The sequence below is a fragment of the Ruegeria atlantica genome, from assembly GCF_947495585.1.
Taxonomy (GTDB): domain Bacteria; phylum Pseudomonadota; class Alphaproteobacteria; order Rhodobacterales; family Rhodobacteraceae; genus Ruegeria; species Ruegeria atlantica_G.
On record NZ_CANLZK010000004.1, the window covers coordinates 137,415 to 154,738 of the forward strand.

At 56.7% G+C, this 17,324-nt stretch carries 23 protein-coding genes; 13 read left to right on the forward strand and 10 right to left on the reverse strand.

Annotated features, from left to right (window positions below; translation table 11 throughout):
• Positions 1 to 49: 49 nt before the first annotated feature.
• Both QMP16_RS10120 and QMP16_RS10125 read right to left on the reverse strand, forming a co-directional pair.
• Complete coding sequence (locus tag QMP16_RS10120; RefSeq protein WP_058275011.1) at positions 50 to 649, reverse strand: MlaC/ttg2D family ABC transporter substrate-binding protein; 600 nt, start codon at positions 647 to 649, stop codon at positions 50 to 52.
• On the reverse strand, positions 639 to 1,466 hold the full coding sequence (locus tag QMP16_RS10125) for an MlaA family lipoprotein (protein ID WP_082649379.1): 828 nt from the start codon (positions 1,464 to 1,466) through the stop codon (positions 639 to 641). Before QMP16_RS10125 ends, QMP16_RS10120 begins: the two co-directional genes overlap by 11 nt.
• A gap of 291 nt (positions 1,467 to 1,757) precedes the next feature.
• Here QMP16_RS10125 and QMP16_RS10130 point away from each other — a divergent pair, with 291 nt between their 5' ends.
• The 4 genes from QMP16_RS10130 to QMP16_RS10145 are packed head-to-tail and all read left to right on the forward strand — an operon-like array spanning position 1,758 to position 4,500.
• The gene (locus QMP16_RS10130) at positions 1,758 to 2,213 is read left to right on the forward strand and encodes a RidA family protein (RefSeq protein ID WP_058275010.1); all 456 of its coding nucleotides are present in this window, start codon (positions 1,758 to 1,760) and stop codon (positions 2,211 to 2,213) included.
• Positions 2,210 to 2,977, forward strand: a complete 768-nt coding sequence (locus QMP16_RS10135) for a glycerophosphodiester phosphodiesterase family protein (RefSeq protein ID WP_282152273.1) — start codon at positions 2,210 to 2,212, stop codon at positions 2,975 to 2,977. The genes QMP16_RS10130 and QMP16_RS10135 overlap by 4 nt, the downstream gene beginning before the upstream one ends.
• A gap of 45 nt (positions 2,978 to 3,022) precedes the next feature.
• Positions 3,023 to 4,210 (forward strand): GNAT family N-acetyltransferase, encoded by a 1,188-nt coding sequence (locus QMP16_RS10140; protein ID WP_282152274.1) that lies wholly within the window; start codon positions 3,023 to 3,025, stop codon positions 4,208 to 4,210.
• Positions 4,207 to 4,500, forward strand: coding sequence for a 4a-hydroxytetrahydrobiopterin dehydratase (locus QMP16_RS10145; RefSeq protein WP_058275007.1), 294 nt, complete (start codon positions 4,207 to 4,209; stop codon positions 4,498 to 4,500). Before QMP16_RS10140 ends, QMP16_RS10145 begins: the two co-directional genes overlap by 4 nt.
• On the opposite strand, the gene QMP16_RS10150 is transcribed toward QMP16_RS10145, so the two are convergent.
• The 4 genes from QMP16_RS10150 to QMP16_RS10165 form a co-directional block, all read right to left on the reverse strand.
• Entirely contained in the window at positions 4,497 to 4,805 is a 309-nt protein-coding gene (locus QMP16_RS10150; RefSeq protein WP_058279069.1) for a hypothetical protein, read from the reverse strand. The genes QMP16_RS10145 and QMP16_RS10150 overlap by 4 nt on opposite strands.
• Before the next feature lie 33 nt (positions 4,806 to 4,838).
• A complete protein-coding gene (locus tag QMP16_RS10155) occupies positions 4,839 to 5,189 on the reverse strand; it encodes a hypothetical protein (protein WP_282152275.1) in 351 nt (116 codons plus the stop codon).
• A gap of 10 nt (positions 5,190 to 5,199) precedes the next feature.
• Entirely contained in the window at positions 5,200 to 5,445 is a 246-nt protein-coding gene (locus QMP16_RS10160; protein ID WP_282152276.1) for a hypothetical protein, read from the reverse strand.
• A gap of 104 nt (positions 5,446 to 5,549) precedes the next feature.
• Positions 5,550 to 6,035, reverse strand: coding sequence for a peroxiredoxin (locus QMP16_RS10165; protein ID WP_282152277.1), 486 nt, complete (start codon positions 6,033 to 6,035; stop codon positions 5,550 to 5,552).
• Positions 6,036 to 6,134: 99 nt separating this feature from the next.
• Here QMP16_RS10165 and QMP16_RS10170 point away from each other — a divergent pair, with 99 nt between their 5' ends.
• Genes QMP16_RS10170 through QMP16_RS10185 form a run of 4 tightly spaced genes read left to right on the forward strand, consistent with a single transcriptional unit; the run spans position 6,135 to position 8,740 of the window.
• Entirely contained in the window at positions 6,135 to 7,346 is a 1,212-nt protein-coding gene (locus QMP16_RS10170) for an NAD(P)/FAD-dependent oxidoreductase (protein ID WP_282152278.1), read from the forward strand.
• A complete protein-coding gene (gene rsmD / locus QMP16_RS10175) occupies positions 7,343 to 7,900 on the forward strand; it encodes a 16S rRNA (guanine(966)-N(2))-methyltransferase RsmD (RefSeq protein WP_282152279.1) in 558 nt (185 codons plus the stop codon). Before QMP16_RS10170 ends, rsmD begins: the two co-directional genes overlap by 4 nt.
• A gap of 1 nt (position 7,901) precedes the next feature.
• Entirely contained in the window at positions 7,902 to 8,537 is a 636-nt protein-coding gene (locus tag QMP16_RS10180; protein ID WP_282152280.1) for an HAD family hydrolase, read from the forward strand.
• A gap of 23 nt (positions 8,538 to 8,560) precedes the next feature.
• A complete protein-coding gene (locus QMP16_RS10185; RefSeq protein ID WP_282152281.1) occupies positions 8,561 to 8,740 on the forward strand; it encodes a hypothetical protein in 180 nt (59 codons plus the stop codon).
• Here the strand turns inward: QMP16_RS10185 and map are convergent.
• The 3 genes from map to QMP16_RS10200 form a co-directional block, all read right to left on the reverse strand.
• A complete protein-coding gene (gene map, locus QMP16_RS10190; protein ID WP_282152282.1) occupies positions 8,728 to 9,540 on the reverse strand; it encodes a type I methionyl aminopeptidase in 813 nt (270 codons plus the stop codon). The two genes, QMP16_RS10185 and map, sit on opposite strands and share 13 nt — an antisense overlap.
• A gap of 759 nt (positions 9,541 to 10,299) precedes the next feature.
• Positions 10,300 to 11,010, reverse strand: coding sequence for a DNA/RNA nuclease SfsA (gene sfsA, locus QMP16_RS10195; protein ID WP_282152283.1), 711 nt, complete (start codon positions 11,008 to 11,010; stop codon positions 10,300 to 10,302).
• Between the two features lie 39 nt (positions 11,011 to 11,049).
• Positions 11,050 to 11,805, reverse strand: coding sequence for an SDR family NAD(P)-dependent oxidoreductase (locus QMP16_RS10200; RefSeq protein WP_282152284.1), 756 nt, complete (start codon positions 11,803 to 11,805; stop codon positions 11,050 to 11,052).
• A 98-nt stretch (positions 11,806 to 11,903) separates the two neighbouring features.
• On the opposite strand from QMP16_RS10200, the gene QMP16_RS10205 reads away from it, so the two are divergent.
• The 5 genes from QMP16_RS10205 (at position 11,904) to QMP16_RS10225 (ending at position 15,453) form a co-directional block, all read left to right on the forward strand.
• Positions 11,904 to 12,467, forward strand: a complete 564-nt coding sequence (locus QMP16_RS10205; protein ID WP_282152285.1) for a TetR/AcrR family transcriptional regulator — start codon at positions 11,904 to 11,906, stop codon at positions 12,465 to 12,467.
• A gap of 70 nt (positions 12,468 to 12,537) precedes the next feature.
• Positions 12,538 to 13,260, forward strand: coding sequence for a competence/damage-inducible protein A (locus QMP16_RS10210; protein ID WP_282152286.1), 723 nt, complete (start codon positions 12,538 to 12,540; stop codon positions 13,258 to 13,260).
• Complete coding sequence (locus tag QMP16_RS10215) at positions 13,257 to 13,976, forward strand: GNAT family N-acetyltransferase (protein ID WP_282152287.1); 720 nt, start codon at positions 13,257 to 13,259, stop codon at positions 13,974 to 13,976. The genes QMP16_RS10210 and QMP16_RS10215 overlap by 4 nt, the downstream gene beginning before the upstream one ends.
• 5 nt (positions 13,977 to 13,981) lie before the next feature.
• A complete protein-coding gene (locus tag QMP16_RS10220; protein ID WP_282152288.1) occupies positions 13,982 to 14,554 on the forward strand; it encodes a peroxidase-related enzyme in 573 nt (190 codons plus the stop codon).
• A complete protein-coding gene (locus tag QMP16_RS10225; RefSeq protein WP_282152289.1) occupies positions 14,551 to 15,453 on the forward strand; it encodes an OmpA family protein in 903 nt (300 codons plus the stop codon). Before QMP16_RS10220 ends, QMP16_RS10225 begins: the two co-directional genes overlap by 4 nt.
• A 432-nt stretch (positions 15,454 to 15,885) precedes the next feature.
• Here QMP16_RS10225 and QMP16_RS10230 read toward each other — a convergent pair whose 3' ends face one another.
• Positions 15,886 to 17,214 (reverse strand): methyltransferase family protein, encoded by a 1,329-nt coding sequence (locus QMP16_RS10230; RefSeq protein ID WP_282152290.1) that lies wholly within the window; start codon positions 17,212 to 17,214, stop codon positions 15,886 to 15,888.
• Between the last annotated feature and the right edge of the window lie 110 nt (positions 17,215 to 17,324).

The window sequence follows — 17,324 nt, forward strand, 5'->3', positions numbered from 1 at the left end:
TTAGTCGCGCGGCGTTTTTTGCGTTTGAACCGGGTCAGCTGACCCGGTTCTAGCTCAAGTCCTTGATCAGACGGTTCAGGTCCCCACCGCGGGCGTCCAGCATCGCGCCGACCTCGGTCCGTTCGGTCAGCAGCATATTCACCCCTTCGATGAACATGTTGAAGAACTTGTCGCGGCCTGATTTGTCCGAAACCAGGAATGTCACCTCGAACGGGGACGAACCCTGCAGCTTAACCGAAGTGCGTACCTCGTAACCGGCCTTGATTTTCCGGGCTTTCCGGACTGTGACTTGCCCACCAATGAATTCGCGGAAACGTCGGCCATATTTGTTCGAGATATAGCCCTGAAATGCTTTGGTGAACTGCTTCAACTGCGACGGGCTGGCCGAACGGGCATCTGCCCCCAGTACATAACGTGCCATGATCGGCACATCGGCATATTGCACAAAGACCTTTTCGAAATCGCGGATCATCGCCTTTTCGGACTTGCCCGAGGCGATAATGCGGTTGATGTCATCCACGACGCTGACGACCAGAGCCTTGGCGCTGGCTTCAGTCTGGGCAAAGGCGGAAAAGGGCAGCGCGGTCAGTGCCAGACCGGCAAGGCCAGTGGCGACAAAACCGCGCCGGTTCATATGGTTACTCGGCATAGGGGTCCTCATAGGGGTCCTCGTATGGGTCTAGGTAGGGATCTCTGACAGGGTCGGTCCCGTTGTCTGCATAAGGGTCGTCGTAAAGACCCAGATAGGTTTCTTCGTCGTCTCTCGCCAGCTCAAAGCGGCGATTTTGTAGGTAAATGGTCCGCGCCTGCGCATAACTGTCTGCGCTTTCATACAGGATCGAGTCGACCGTGTCCGAAAAACGCCCCCGATCACCCATCCGGCGCACGACCTCGGCATAGACGCCGATATTGTCGACCGGACGGACCGGAGAGAAGTTGATTGGGTTCGAGAACAGGTTGACGATAACGCCAATCGAGTCCCGCTGCGTAGACGGACCATAGAGCGGCAGTTCGACATAAGCGCCCTCGCCAAAACCCCAGACGTGCAACGTTTCACCGAAATCAGTATCCACAGGCGGAAGGTTCAGCTCGTCGGCGGGGGCTGACAACCCCAGGCCACCAACGGTTGTGTTGATCACAAACTGCAGCAGTGCGTTGCCCGACTGCTTAAGGTTGCCTTGCAGCAGGTAATCCACGGCTTGGCCCGGCATCGTCAGGTTTTCGGCAAAATGGTTGAAGCTGGTCACCATCGGGTCGGGGACGATCTTTACGTACCCTTTTGAGGCCGGACGAAACAAAAACCGGTCGACGCCAAGGTTGAATTTGTGGATACCCCGGTTGTTGCGTTCATACGGATCAAATGCTTCACCCTGCTGAACACCCTCCGGAGGGCGTGTGGTGCAGGCGCTGAGAACTGCCAATACGGACACAACGATCAGGGGTTTTAGGCTGATTCTGCTCAACACGGTCTTTGCCACTCCAAAACGTTCGGACAGTCCGTGCCCGAACACTTAATCAATACTCGCTTCGGCCGTTGTGCCCGGCCTACCCAAAGTCACATAGGCGTTTCGCCACCAATATGAAACAGATAGCGTTTAACCTGCCGAATAGGTCAACGTAAAGTGACACAGGTTCAACAGTTCAGAATAAGAAAAGTTACGCCCACAACCGGTGCAGGTCACATCGCCGTTTTCGCACTTTTCGATCCTTGCCTTCCCGGTTAGCTTCGCCCCGACTCAAATTTGGGAGGAGACCTCATGAGCATCGCGGCGAAACTGGAAAGCCTGGGTGTCAACCTACCGGACGCTCCTGCGCCGGCTGCCAACTACGTGCCCTTCGTGCGCGTGGGCAATATCGTCTATGTCTCGGGGCAGATCTCGAAGGCGGATGATCTGATCACTGGCAAGCTGGGCGACAACATGGAAGTCGAAGCAGGCGCTGCTGCGGCCAAGGTATGTGCGATCAACCTTCTGGCGCAGGTCAAGGCGGCCTGCGGAGGCGATATCGAAAAGTTGGTGCGCGTTATCAAGCTGACCGGGTTTGTGAACTCGACCGCAGATTTCACTGCGCAACCGCAGGTCATCAACGGCGCGTCGGACTTTCTAGTTGAAGCGCTGGGCGATGCAGGTCGCCATTCGCGTTCGGCCGTCAGCGCGGCGGCGCTGCCCTTGGGCGTCGCGGTTGAGATCGAAGGTATTTTCGAAGTTCAATGACGCCCGCGCTGCCTGACGTATTCCTTCAAGTCCCGCTGGCGCATCGCGCGCTGCACGACAAACAGGACAACCGCCCGGAAAACAGCCGGGCGGCCATTCGCGCCGCCGTGAACGCCGGGTATGGGATTGAGATTGATCTGCAACGGACCTCGGACAACCGGGCAATGGTGTTTCATGACTATGACATGACCCGCCTGACCGGGCAGCCCGGTCCGATCCAGCTGATCACGTCGGTTCAGGCGTCGGGCACCACGCTGTTGCACGCGGACGATGGTATCCCGACGCTGGATGAGGTGCTGCAAATCGTGTCAGGCAAAGTACCGCTGCTGATCGAATTCAAAGATCAGGACGGCGCGATGGGCACATCCGTGGGCCCGCTGGAACAAGACGCGGTGCGTGCATTGTCAGGTTACGATGGGCCGGTGGCGTTGATGTCATTCAACCCAAACTCGGTCGCTGAACTGGCGCGGCTGGCACCGCATCTGCCGCGTGGCATCGTGACGGGATCGTACCAGCCCAAGGTCGAGCTTTTACCTCAGAGTGTTTGTGACCACCTGCGCGACATTCCGGATTTCGACCGTGTCGGGGCCAGTTTCATCAGCCATGAGGTGGAAGACCTTGACCGCCCCCGCGTGGCCGAACTGAAGGCACGCGGTGTACCGATCCTGTGCTGGACCGTGCGGTCGCCTGAACAAGAGGCAGAGGCCCGCGAAGTTGCGGACAATGTGACGTTCGAAGGGTATCTGGCTGTACAACCGGGTTGAACCAGCCCTGCGACGTCACAGATAAAGATCAGAGGCGGAGGGCAAATGGATCAGGCACAGATCGAGGTTCGGGTGCTGGGCTCGCTGTCGCAGATATCTGCGGCGGAATGGGATAGCTGCGCCTGTCCCGAGGTCGCCGATGGCGGCCGTCCGCTTGATCCATTCACCACCCACCGGTTTCTGCTGGCACTTGAGCACAGCGGCTCGGTTGGGCGTGGAACTGGCTGGCAGCCGCAATACCTGACGGCCTATCTGGACGGGATGCTGATCGCGGCGGCGCCGATGTTTGCCAAATCCCACAGTCAGGGCGAATACATCTTCGACCACAGCTGGGCGCATGCCTATGAAGGTGCCGGGGGTCGTTATTATCCCAAGCTGCAGATCGCCGTACCGTTCACCCCTGCAACAGGTCGGCGTTTTCTGGTGCGCCCCGGCTATGACTCAGTTGGCATGTCTGCGCTGGTGCAGGGGGCAGTGCAATTGGCTGCGGACAATCAGGTGTCTTCGGTCCACGCAACCTTCTGCACCGAAGCCGAGGCGCTGGCGGGCGAACAGATGGGCCTTATGCTGCGCCAGTCACAGCAATTTCACTGGCTGAATGACGAATACCAGGATTTCGACGGATTTCTTGCGGCTTTATCATCGCGCAAGCGCAAGAATATTCGCAAAGAACGTGCGCAGGCCGTCGATTTTGGCGGCGAAATCCGGACACTGACTGGGGATGACCTGCGCCCTGAACACTGGGATGCCTTCTGGCAGTTCTATCAGGACACTGGGTCCCGTAAATGGGGCGTGCCCTATCTGACTCGCCAATTCTTTGATATTGCACATGAAACCATGGCGGACGACATGGCCTTGGTGCTGGCTGAACGGGACAGATACCCCATCGCCGGGGCTTTGAATTTCATCGGCCGCGAAACGCTTTTTGGCCGGTATTGGGGTTGCACTGAACATCACGCCTGCCTGCATTTCGAACTGTGCTATTATAGGGCGATCGACTTTGCCATTGCGGAAGGTCTGGCACGGGTAGAAGCAGGCGCGCAGGGTGAACATAAGCTGGCGCGCGGTTACTTGCCCACGCGCACGCATAGCTTGCATTGGGTCAATGACCCGGGCTTTGCCGATGCGATCAAGAAATATCTGGACGCCGAGGCCCACGCAGTGGGAGAAGAGATCGAGATTCTGACGGATTACGGTCCGTTCAGAAAATCGAATCCGGAGGAACAGCAATGACGGAACTATTGTCGACCGAAACTCGCGGCCCTCTTCTTGACCCGCTGTTCGACAACGGCTGGACCATGGTCACGGACCGGGACGCGATCACCAAGACCTTCATATTCGAGGATTTTGTCCACGCCTTTGGCTGGATGACCCAGGTGGCGATCTTTGCCGAGAAGTGGAACCACCATCCCGAATGGTCAAACGTGTACCGCACGGTCGAGGTCGTCCTGTCCACCCATGATGTGGGCGGTTTGTCAGCGCTGGATGCCAAGTTGGCGCGTAAAATGGACAGCCTCGTTTAACGGTCTCCTCTGGATCCCATGCCGCCGGCCAGAGAAGCTATTTCACCCAGACGACGAAAATCGGCGGGTGTGACCGTGCCGTTGCTGACGTCGATGTCTCGTGGAATACCGGTTGTCCGATTCCCAACCGAACGAACGCTGCGCGCCGCCGGATTGATGTCCAAACAACGCGTATCATAGCACGTCAGGCCCGAAGTACTGATCTGGATCTGGGGTTGTCCGTTCGGTCCGGTCACCACGGGGGCCTGCGGCGCATCACAGGCGGCAAGAAACCCCAGAATGCCGAGGGCTATCCACTTTTTCATACCACGCTCCTATCGTTCAACCCGGTCGTGCGATCAATCCAACTGGCCGTTTCCGTCCCGATCGGCGGCCAGAAAATCATCGCCCATCTGCTGGTCATACTCTGATCGTGAAATAAAGCTGTCGTTGTTGCGGTCAACGTTTTGAAACCGCTTTATGTCCAGAAATGGCTTGGCTTCTTCCAGACCCAGTGTTCCGTTCTTGTCTTCGTCCATGGCCTGAAAAGCATAGTCCGAAAAGGCGTTGAACTCGTCCTTGGACAGGAAGCCATCGTTGTTGGAATCAATGGCGTTCAGTTCCTTTTCGTGCAGTTCAGCCACTGTTTCCGCCAAGGTTGCACTGGCCACCAGAATGATCGTTGTCGTTAGAATAGCTGTTTTCATCATCATTCTCTCCTCAGCACGCGTAACGCTGGCCCGAGACACCGCCCGTGACGGCCCCTGCTGCGGTCAGGATGTCCTTGCCGGTGCCACCACCGAATTGATTGCCAATCGCCCCGCCGATCAGTGCGCCGCCTAGTGTGCCGCCGAGGCAGGCGATCTCATGCTGTCGTGCTTGCTGCTGCTGAGGTGTCGGGGCCGGGCCACACGCTGCCAGCGAGCCTGCAGCACCCAGAATGACTGTGATGACTTTGAGCTTCATCAAAAAAACTCCCTGAATGAATGGGGCAAGTATCGACCCATCAGGAAGTCGCATCAAGTGAAATAGGGTTAACGTGGCCCCGGCTGTACCGGGGCCCGAGTGACCTAGATGGCCTCAAGCAGACCTTCGCCCGCGGAAATCTCGCACGCACCGGGGTTTTCCTCGAGGTTCAGCGCAACGACTTTGCCATCTTCGACCAACATCGCATAGCGCTTTGAGCGTGCAAGCAGGCCGACGGGCGGGGCGTCGAAATCCATTCCGATGGCCTTGGTGAATTCGGATGCGGCGTCGGCCAGCATGGTCAGGCCCGCATCCGTCGCACCTGTGGAGTCGCCCCATGCTCCCATGACGAACGGATCGTTGACCGAAATGCAGATGATTTCATCCACACCTTTGGCGTCGAACTGATCTTTGGTGCGGATAAAGCTTGGCACATGGGCCGTCGTGCACGTACCGGTAAATGCGCCGGGAACGGCAAAGATCACGACTTTGCGGCCCTTGGTCTTTGTTGAGACACGAACTTCTTCTGGACCCTCGGCGCCCATTTGAATCAACGTTGCGTCGGGAAGCGTATCACCGGTTGAAATCATCTTGTTCCTCCTGTCGATTGGATTTGCAGAGTCGGCCTCAGCCGCAATATAGGTGAGCCAGAGAATGAAACCACGGGAATTTGACAGGGCAGGACGAACATGAGCCATATTGTTGTGATCGGAGCCGGGCAGGCGGGATCATCTCTTGTTGCAAGGCTGCGCAAGGACGGGTTTGAAGGCGATATCACGCTGATCGGTGCCGAGCAGCATCTGCCCTATCAGCGCCCCCCACTGTCCAAAGCTTATCTGCTGGGAGAGATGGAGCTTGAACGCCTGTTCCTACGCCCCGAAAGTTTCTACGCCGAAAACAATATCACCCTGCGTCTGGGTCAGCGCGTGACCGCGATCGACCCCAAGGCCAAGACCGTGACCCTAGGTGACGAGGTGATTTCATATGACGAACTGGCCCTGACCACTGGTTCCGACCCGCGTTACCTGCCTGCTGCCATTGGCGGTGATCTCAAAGGCGTCCATGTCGTGCGCGACTTGACCCATATCGACGAGATGGAGCCCCGCGTGAAAGACGGCGCCCGCGCCCTGATCGTTGGTGGTGGTTATATCGGGCTTGAAGCGGCCGCCGTCTGTGCCAAGCGCGGGGTCAAGGTTACTCTGGTCGAGATGGCGGAACGGATTTTGCAACGCGTCGCGGCACCGGAAACCAGCGACTACTTCCGTGCTCTGCATTCCGAATACGGTGCCGACATCCGTGAAGGCGTCGGGCTGGATCGTCTGGTCGGCGAAGGCGGCAAGGTCACCGGGGCCATTCTGACTGATGGCACCAAGCTTGAGGTTGATTTCGTCGTGGTTGGCGTGGGCATCGCACCCTCGACCCAATTGGCCGAGATGGCCGGGTTGGAATTGGACAACGGCATCAAAACGGATGCCCATGGTCGCACATCTGATCCGGCTATCTGGGCGGCGGGCGATTGCGCGTCGTTCCCGCATGATGGTGGCCGTATCCGGCTGGAAAGCGTACCGAATGCCATCGATCAGGCCGAGATCGTTGCTCAGAACATGCTGGGTGCCGCCAGGGATTATGTGGCGACGCCGTGGTTCTGGTCGGACCAATATGACGTCAAACTACAGATCGCAGGTCTGAACACCGGCTATGACCGCGTGGTTACCCGCAAGGGCGACGGGCAGACGGTGTCCTTCTGGTATTACAAAGGCGATCAGTTGATCGCGGTCGACGCGATGAATGACCCACGTGCCTATATGGTGGGCAAACGCCTGATTGATGCAGGCAAAACTGCCGACCCGGCCGTCGTGGCGGACCCAGATGCGGACCTGAAACCGCTGCTCAAAGCGTGAGGATCATCGCCGGAGAATTCCGGGGCCGCGCCTTGGCCTCGGTCGGCAAAGGCGATGCCGGGGCGCATCTGCGTCCCACCACTGACCGCGTGCGTGAAAGCCTGTTCAATGTGCTGAGCCATCAGATCGACTTTGATGGGCTGCGTGTTCTGGACCTTTTCGCCGGCACCGGAGCATTGGGGCTTGAGGCGCTGTCGCGCGGCGCGGCGCATGTGACGTTCGTGGATGACGGGCGTGTCGCGCAGGGACTGATCCGTAAGAACATTGATCTGACCCACAGCAAGGATCGCACCGATTTGATCCGTCGCGACGCGACCCGGTTGGGTGACAATCCGGGCACACCTTGTGATCTGATTTTTCTCGATCCGCCTTACGGCAAAAGCCTGGGACAAAAGGCGCTTGCGACGGTCACTCAAGGGGGGTGGTTGGCAAAAGATGCCTTGATCGTCTGGGAAGAAAACGCCCCCATGGAAGCGCCCGAAGGATTTGACCTGCACAATGCGCGTAAATATGGCGACACACATATTTCGCTGATGTGGTGGACAGAGGTCTGATATGCACGATCTGGTCATTTTCGATTGCGATGGTGTTCTGGTCGATAGTGAGGTTCTGTCCAATCAGGTTTTGATCGACAGCTTTGCGAGATATGGACTGAACCTGTCTTTGGCGGAATGTATGGCCCTTTTCGTCGGCGGTACGATGACCGGTGTCCGCGACAAGGCTCGGGCGCTGGGCGCGGATCTGCCGGATGATTGGATCGAACAGATCTATTCGGAAACCTACGAAGTTCTGCGCACTGGCACGCCCCTGATCGCGGGTATCCCCGAGCTATTGGAGCAGCTGGATTCATTGGGTATTCCGTACTGCGTCGCCTCTAATGGCCGCCCGGAAAAGATGCAGATCACCCTGGGCCAGAACGGACTATGGGACAGGTTCCGGGATGTGATGTTTTCGGCGCATGTTCTGGGGGTGGGTAAACCCGATCCTGCTTTGTTCATTGCAGCAGCGCAGCATTTCGGTGCCAAGTCCCCGGTCGTCATCGAAGACAGCGAAAGCGGAGTGACCGCTGCCAAGCACGCCGATATGCGGTGCCTTGGGTATGCGGCCCATGACGACGGTGCGCGGCTGGCTGCGTTGGGTGCCGAAGTCTTTGACGACATGGCGCAAGTGCCAAAGCTTTTGGGTCTATAGCCCAATTATGCTAGGATTGGCGGATGGACCGCACCGCCACCTCTCTATTTTGGACCCACTCACAGGCCGCGGAAACCCACACCGGACCCGCGCCCAAGCCTTTACGCGCGCCTGTGTTCATCCACGACGCGATTACGCCGTGGGGCACGGAAACATTGCTGTTGAAACTGCTGCGCGAGCAGGCCGCCGATCAGGGCAAATAGGTCGGATGGAATTTGTTGCCCGGTGACAGGGTAAAGATATCGACCCCATCAGCCGTCACACCCACCGAGTGTTCGAACTGCGCTGACAGTGACTTGTCGCGGGTCACAGCGGTCCAGTCGTCGGCCAGTGTTTTCGTCTCAGGACGGCCTAGGTTCACCATCGGTTCGATGGTGAAGAACATGCCCTCTTCCAGCACCGCGCCGGTTCCCGGACGGCCATAGTGCAGAACGTTTGGCGGCGCGTGGAAAACCCGGCCCAGACCGTGGCCACAAAAATCACGGACAACGCTCATCCGATGCGCCTCGACGTAGGCCTGAATGGCATGCCCGATATCACCGAAGGTGTTGCCCGGCTTGACCGCTTCGATGCCTTTGAACAGGGCATCATGTGTCACTTGGACCAGACGCTCAGCCTTGCGGGGCAGTTTGCCCGCAACATACATGCGCGAAGTATCGCCGAACCAGCCGTCTACGATGACCGTAACGTCGATGTTCAGAATGTCACCATCCTTCAGTTTCTTGTCACTGGGGATGCCGTGGCAGACCACGTGATTCACGCTGATACAGCTGGCGTGCTGATAGCCTTTGTAACCAATTGTCGCCGACGTCGCGCCCGCATCCTCGACCATCTGCGTGATCATGCCGTCAATCGCGCCAGTGGTCTGACCCGGAAAGACATGTTCTGCAATATCGTCGAGTATCCGCGCGGCCAAGGCCCCTGCCGCATGCATGCCGGCAAAGTCACCCTGTTCATAAATGCGGATGCCGTCCTTGGTCAGGCGGCCACGATGTTCTTTCATCGACGCTAAGCTCCAAATGTTGCGCGCAGCCTGCCTTTTACGCTGCTTGCGCAGAAAGTTCCAGAGGGTGCGCGGTCGCTGCTGTATTTCGTTGGATTTGGTATGAGCGTGACGCTGGTCAAGCCGAATACAAACATTAAGGAAGGCGAAAGTCGCGCGGGAACACGCCAAGTTTGCTGCCAACACCGACTAGAACCACGGTTCTTCCGGTTCTAAGGCGCCTGCGAACACTGTCCGGAACATCACAAACCATGTTCACCGCGGGCGCAGTGTCTTGCAAAGAGATTGGCCGAGGACACCGTCGATAGTCGCCCATATTCGGGTCTCCAACAACAAAGGTTACTTCCACGGGTTTTGATGATGGAATGGACACCAGCAATGGTATCGTGGCCGTAATTATTAAGTTACCTGCAGCGAAACCAACCAATGGCAAAAACAGTATCGCAAGGACCGTTTTCAACGGGTCCGAGTTTTGAACTCCATCAGTCAGGCTGAGATGAACAGCCCAAAGTGCGATTGCCCCCGAAATTGCACCAACAACGCATGCCGGCCAAAAAACCGATGAAACCCACGATGGAGATGGGACAAATGGCACGCCAACAAACCTGATCAGAACGGGTGTGCCACCCAAGAATACCAAAATCAGTGACGCAATTCGAACCAGCCTTTCCAGTTTTTGGTTCCTTGCAGTAGTTCTCGTGTTCATTTCTTGATCCATTAAGAACTGCCGCACAATTCAGGCAGCGTTGTTTTGCAATGCTAGGCATTTGGATCGCCGAAAACCCGTTTGCTGACCCAAACTCCGTCCGGCGAGATCTGCGTGCCGTAAATCAACCGTTCCACCCCTTGCACCTGCGCTACTTCGAACGCGGCGGCATAGTTCGGGTCGATATCCGCCGCCAGCGAGAACCGGTCGCAATCGGTGCGTTGCACCAGATACAACATGATCGCGCGATGTCCTTGGGTCACCATGGCCGCCAGCTCTCCTAGATGTTTGGTGCCGCGTGCAGTGATGCTGTCGGGGAACTCTGCCAGACTTGGTTCACGGGACAGGGTCACGCTTTTGACCTCGACATAGGCGTCGGGCAGGCCAGGTTGCGTCAGCAGAAAATCAATACGGCTGTTTTCGCCGTACTTCACCTCGGGACGGACGGTTTCATAGGCTGCAAGCTCAGGTATTTCACCGGCCTGAAGGGCCGCGCGCAGGGCTTTGTTGGGCACCGAGGTATCAACGCCTGTGAAATGCCCGTTCTCATGATCGACCAGACGCCAGCCATATTTTAGTTTCTTCCTCGGGTCTTCGTTGGGCTCAAGCCAGATTTTCTCGCCGGGTTCCGCCAGGCCCATCATTGACCCCGGATTGGCGCAATGGGCGGTTACTTCACGCCCGTCCTCTAACTGGCAATCGGCCAGAAAGCGTTTGTAGCGGCGGATCAGGCGGGCGGGGATCAATGGGGTGGCAAACTTCATGCCACCCGGCTTAACGCGCGCCCGCCCGTATGGGAAGTGTCAGACGAGGCCCGCCATTACGCCACCATCCACATCCCAGACTGCCCCGGTGACCCAACCCGCATCATCGGACAGAAGATGGGTGACCGTATGCGCCACATCCTCGGGCCGACCGACGCGACCGATCGGGTGGAAAGCGTCGAAAGCATCAGTCAAGGTCGCCTCGATCTGGTCCGGTGCGATGAAGGCACCATAGATGGGGGTCACCACCACCGCTGGAGAAACGGCGTTCACCCGGATATTGTGTTCCGCCAGCTCCATTGCCAGATGCTGCGTCAGGGAATGAAGTCCGGCCTTGGCCATCGAATAGGCCGAGGAGGGGGTGGCGCGAACTGCCTGTTTTGCCCACATAGAGCCTATGTTAACGATATTTCCGCCTCCGTTGGCTTTCATATTTTCAGCCACGGCCTGCGTGATGAAAAAGGTCGCGCGGTTCAGATCCATATAGCTGTCATAGTCTTCGACGGTGTGTTCCAGGAACGGTTTTGGCGCGAATGTACCGGCTGCATTTACCAACCCCTGAATGTGACGCGTGTCCGATTTGATCTGTTTGATCAACGCCTCGACGTCTGCCGCGTCGCGCAGGTTCGCGCGGTATATGTCCGCAGCGCCGCCAAGTTCCGCTTTCGCCGCGTCCAACTTGCTGGCGGATGACCCGACAAGGGTCACGTGCCCGCCGCTTGCTATGATTTGGCGCGCTGTGGCCAGACCCATTCCGCTGGATCCACCTATGATAAGTGTTGTTGTCTGTGTCATATCAGATTCCCTATCTACTGATAGGTATATATATTGAGTTTGAAATTTGAAATACAACCCCCTATCTACGAGTAGGTAAATTTTAAATTGATGTGCAGATGCCCAAAACTGAAAAACCCTTGTCAGAAACTGCCAGCCGTATTTTGGATGTGGCCGAGCGTATGGCGCGACAAGGCGGATATTATGCTTTCAGTTTTCGCGACATCGCAGCAGAAATCGGCATCAAATCAGCCAGCATTCACTACCATTTTCCCACCAAGGAAGCCTTGGGCGAGGCGCTGGTGACCCGGTACACTGATCGGTTCCTGGGGGCGTTGGGGCGGTTGGACGAAGCCACGCCTTTGGAATCTCTTGAACAATATGTGGCAGCGTATCGGCAAGCGCTGATTGAACAGGATCTGATGTGCCTGTGCGGTATGTTCGGTGCTGAAATCGCAAGGTTGCCGGACCCGGTCGCCAGACGGACTCGCGAGTTTTTCGAGCGCAATCTCGTATGGCTGGAAACAGTATTCCGGGCTGCTGGTGCCGCAAATCCCGAAGCCCGAGCAGGGGAAACGATTGCCCGTCTGGAAGGGGCGATGATCCTGGCGCGGTCGATGAACGATATGGACCTGTTCCAAAGCGTCACTGCCGATTTGCCTGCCCAAGCGTTGCGAGAATGACAAACGGGCCTTGCGAGGTTCAGCAGGAACGATATCTTGCGGCCTGTGCCATATCAGGAAAGGACAGGTCATGCCGAACCCAACCGCAGCAATGCTTGTGATCGGGGATGAAATCCTGTCGGGGCGCACCCGGGATGCGAACATGCATTACCTTGCGCAGGAACTGACCAAGCAGGGCATTGACCTTAAAGAGGTTCGTATGGTCAGCGATGACGCCACTGCCATCGAACAGGCCGTGCGCGCCCTGTCAGACCGCTTTGATCATGTGTTCACCAGTGGCGGAATAGGTCCGACCCATGACGACATCACCGCAGATTGCATCGCCCGGGCCTTTGGTGCATCGATCTACGTGCGCGCCGACGCCCGAGCGCTGTTGGAGCGGCACTATGAGAATTCGGGGTTGGAACTGAACGCCGCGCGCCTGCGTATGGCACGTATTCCGGAAGGCGCGACATTAATCGACAATCCGGTCTCAACCGCGCCGGGATTCACCCTTGGCAACGTGCACGTCATGGCGGGAATCCCCACAATTTTTCAGGCTATGGTCGCCAGTGTTTTGCCTAAGCTGACCGGCGGCGATCCCCTTTTGTCGCAAACGCTGCGGATCAACCGGGGTGAAGGTGATATCGCCTCGATCCTCTCGGCTTTGGCTGAGGACTACCCTGATCTCGCCATCGGCAGCTATCCGTTTCAGTTAAATGGTGTATTCGGCTCTAACGTGGTGGTTCGGGGCACGAACGGGTCACAGGTCGATGCGGCCACGACCCGGTTGGCGAAAGAGCTGGAGCTTTGAGCCCGATCTGGGCCGACGTTGTCGATGGTACATGGCCGGCGGCTCGGTTCGAGACAATTGGCCCTTTTCGCCTGCGGCAGGGGTTGGGTGGTGGCTCGCGGGTTTCCGCGGCCAGCGCTCTGGCATCGGCGACCGACGCGGATATTAAAGCCGCTGAAGGGGCGATGCGCGCGATGGGGCAGCGGCCCATATTCTGCCTGCGACCGGGCGACGAAGGGCTGGATCAGCTGCTTGCGGATCGGGGCTATGACATTCTTGACCCAGTCAACATCTACCAATGCCAGGTCGAGCACCTGACTGATATACCGATTCCTCGCGTCACGGCCTTTACGATTCGGAGCCCGCTGGCGATCATGAACGAAATCTGGGCGCAAGGCGGTATCGGTCCGGAACGGCGGGCCATCATGGACCGAGCCGAGGGGCCGAAAACGGGGATATTCCTGCGTCATTCCGATCACCCGGCGGGGACCGGTTTTGTCGCTATTCACGACGAAGTCGCCATGGTCCATGCGCTGGAAATCCTGCCAGCCCACCGGCGTCAGGGCTTGGGAAAATGGGCCATGCGCGCGGCTGCAATCTGGGCGCAGAAGAACGGCGCGAAGGCGCTGAGCGTGATCTGCACCAAGGCCAATGACGGGGCAAATGGTCTTTACCATTCGCTCGGGATGGAGATCACCGGAGAATACCATTACCGTCAGCTTGTCCAAGGAGAGTGACCACCGTGACCGACCAAACCCTGCCCACCGCGCTGGACCTGCCGATGGTGGACCCGCTGCCGCCTGAGACGCAGAAGTACTTTGATATCTGTGTCGAAAAACTGGGCTTTGTGCCCAATGTTCTGAAGGCTTATGCGTTCGACATCGACAAGCTGAACGCGTTTACGGCGAATTATAACGACCTGATGTTGGGTGACAGCGGGTTGTCAAAACTGGAACGCGAAATGATTGCGGTGGTCGTGTCCGCGATCAACAAGTGCTTCTACTGTCTGGTGGCCCACGGGGCGGCCGTCCGACAATTGTCGGGCAACCCGCAATTGGGCGAGATGCTGGTTATGAACTACCGCGTGGCCCTTCTGGACGATCGTCAACGCGCCATGCTGGATTTTGCCGCCAAGATGACGACCGCCAGTACCGAGATCGAAGAACCTGATCGCCAACGTCTGCGCGATGTTGGTTTCAGCGATCGGGACATTTGGGACATTGCCAATGTGACCGGCTTTTTCAACATGTCTAACCGGGTGGCCAGCGCAACAGCGATGGCCCCGAACGACGAATACCATACGCAGGCCCGATGATACGAACCGCAGCCCTTTTTCTGATGATGATGGCCAGTCAGGGTCTTGCACAGAACCTGACATTGCCCTCTGGAGCACGGCTGGTCAGCGACCGGACGAGTGAATTGGACAGCTATGAGCTGCCAATCGGTCCTTTTGCTGACGGTGCAGTGCCCGCAAGAGAGGTTGAAGGTAAGGTCGAGCGGTTAACGTGGCGGTTGCAATCGGGCTCCAGCACAACGCTGCAATTGCTGGCGCCGCTGCGGGATCAGATCGCCGCGCAGGGGTACGAGATCCTGCTTGAGTGTCAGGCCAAAACGTGTGGCGGGTTCGATTTTCGATTTGGCACCGAAGTCGTGCCCACACCGGACATGTATGTGGCCATTCAGGACTTTCGCTTTTTGTCCGCCATTCGGGGGGGCAATGTGGTCAGCCTGCTGGTCAGCCGCAATCCGCCTGACGGGTATGTGCAGATGATCCGCGTCACACCGGTGGGTGCAGAGGCTCCGCCGCCGCTTGTGATCGACGAGCCAGTCACGTCGTCCAGCGACCTGTTGGCCGAATTGGAGCAAAACGGCCATGCAATATTGGAAGATCTTCATTTCCGTACCGGAGAGATGACGTTGGGCGAAGGGCCTTTTGCGTCGCTGAAATTGGTTGCGGAGTTTCTGGACAAAAACCCAAACATCCGGCTGGCACTTGTGGGTCACACCGATGACACGGGCGCGCTGGATGCCAATATCTCGGTCAGTACCGGCCGTGCGCAGGCCGTGCGTGCCCGGTTGATCGAGGTGCATGGGATCGCGGCAGACCGGGTCGAAGCGCGCGGGATCGGCTATCTGGCCCCGCTCACCTCGAATGCCACGCCGGAAGGCCGCGACTTGAATCGCCGGGTCGAGGCGGTCTTGCTGATCAACTGAAGCCTAAACGCAGCGCTGAGTTTGAGCTGAATGAGATTACACAAGCCTCCCATAATGGACCAAACCAACGCCTTTTAGTATTTTGATTCTCGGAGGAAGTAGTGGTGTGCCGCCTACACCTGCATCGGCCTATTCTCGAGCTTGATCTGCAAATAGCCCGCGCCGTTTGCCATGGGCAGGTTTACCAGCCTGAGTTTGCGCACCCGTTGGCCAGAGAATAGCACGGGCCAAGTTGACTGAGGTCACTCAGCTTGAAATGAAGAACTGTCTTTTTGCCTTGTTACTAGTCGCGATGAATGAACAGATCGCGATCTAATTGACCCTTAACAAGTTCATCTCTGCAAAATTAACTTCATTTGATATTTTAAGTCCTCACAAGTTAGCGCTTTTCCTAGCAGTTTAGAATTGTGTTCTATCGGGTGCCAAGAAACACTAGCGAGTGTGAGGTTTGCGACGACCCGAAAGTATCCGCGCAAACAGGCCTTCTGCCTTAATCCACTCAGAATATTCACGATAGTCCGCATCCGCCATAAGGTGTTTTTCTTCAGTTTTGGCCCGGGCGTAGTAAACTGCGTTCACTCCAAGCAGCAAAATACAGCATTGAACAGCCGCCGCCGTTCCGAGGTTTGAAAGGAACGGTACAGACATCAACCACCACATAGCGTTTTTTGACAGGTACGCCGGGTGCTTGGCGTAGCGAAACGGCCCGGTCGTAATTATCCCGCGATGTGTCAGATTCGAGAACCTAATTCCGAATGCAACCGTGGCCCAGGCATAAATCACTGCAAGTAATACGATCGCTGACCCCCATAGTGTTAAAAGCAGTGGCATCCCTTCAAACCAATATGTCCAATCTTGAGTGCCGGATTTGTAATCAAGAGGGCCCCCTGAAGTCATGAGAACGAACGGCGGATAACAGATCAACGCTGCAACCCAAGAAGAAAGGTAGGGGTTTGCGGTTCTGATGTGTGAGTCCAGCGCTTTAAAGGTGCAAAGATATCCGATCGTCCCGATGCAGACGTCCACGAAAAACGTCAATTGAATTAAGAAAAAAACGGTCGGCAGCGGTTTAGAAAAAAAATTACTCAGATCAGCGTTGATCATGGAATGAATGTTCGTCGGCAGGATCGAGATCATAAATGCTAAGAAAAAACCTTTGACGAGCCATGCGCGACAATGATCTTTGACCTTTTGTCGATCGACAGCCGAGTAGTTTAACGTGACCAGCTTTCCAAAGTGCCAAAGCTCGTCGCGAGGATCCACCATGTGGCGAGTGGTAAATGCAATGTAAATTGGCGACAGGATCCAGAGCAATGGAAAAACTACAAGAGACAATGCCCGGGTCAACTCGTACTTCGTTGCTTCATAGGTCGGGATGAGTTGATAAGCTAGGGCGATCACGAGAAAGGTAGCACCCAGACCTAAAGTCTTTGTAACTGTAATCTCCATAACTTCAGGCCGGTGTCTTTCCAGCCCATAGTCCAAGCCTGTGGAAGCGCGCAAGTGTGCTTTGTCGAGCAAAATAGTCGATGCAATCATCGTTGCCGCAGGCAAACCCAACAACATCATAATGGATTGCAGCAAAGATACTTCGAAATACGCTGCTCCCATTGTGGCGCAGAACAAGGAAACGACACCGATCAATCCAGTGACTTCGCTTACGGCCGATTTCGGAAGTTGCCTTGAACTGACAAAAGTCGCCGAGTGCGGTGCGCCTACGGATTTTTTTTCGCTGGCATTGGTCTCAATCGCCGTGCTCATTCCCTCACCCTTTTTCATCTCATTGCATGGCATTAAGGAAACCGGCAAATGGATTCTAGTCCCCCAAATTTCAGCAGCTTCTCAGAGTATCCTTGCGATGTAATCGCCTT